Here is a 526-nt window from a genome sequence, read left to right on the forward strand (position 1 = left end):
TCCCCCATGAGCATCATCTGCAAAGTGCTTTTGAATGAAGCACGCGCAGGTATGGTTTCCAGCATTACCGTACTGGCTATCGGCCTTCTGTCGTACAGCGCGGCGGCAGGTATGATTGGCGGCGGCGGCTTGGGCGACCTTGCCATCCGTTACGGCTACTACCGCTATCAAATGGAAGTCATCATCTTCATCGTCGCCATCCTGGTTTTACTCGTTATCCTGATTCAAGGTATCGGCAACAGATTGGCACGCAAACTGGATAAACGTTAAACAAACCAGGCCGTCTGAAATAGATTACTATTTTTCAGACGGCCTGTTATCTATTTAGAACATATTAGGATATATATTCCAAATAAATTTACAAAAAACATCCTCATATTTCCAAAATAGATTTACAATCCCTCTTTTTTGACGGCGGCGGCTTGAGGCCGTCTGAAACCGTTTTATCATCCATTAGGAGCAAAATATGCAAATCAACACATTCTTCAAAACCCTTTCAGCCGCTGCGCTGGCCATCGTACTGGCT

The 526-nt window shown here is 45.4% G+C and carries 1 pseudogene; it reads left to right on the forward strand.

The annotated features are described in order from the left end of the window. Positions 1–270: pseudogene (locus ACTHUR_RS17940) on the forward strand (ABC transporter permease); the annotation flags it as partial. Positions 271–526: the final 256 nt, after the last annotated feature.

This window comes from Neisseria sp. P0021.S007 (genome assembly GCF_051956855.1).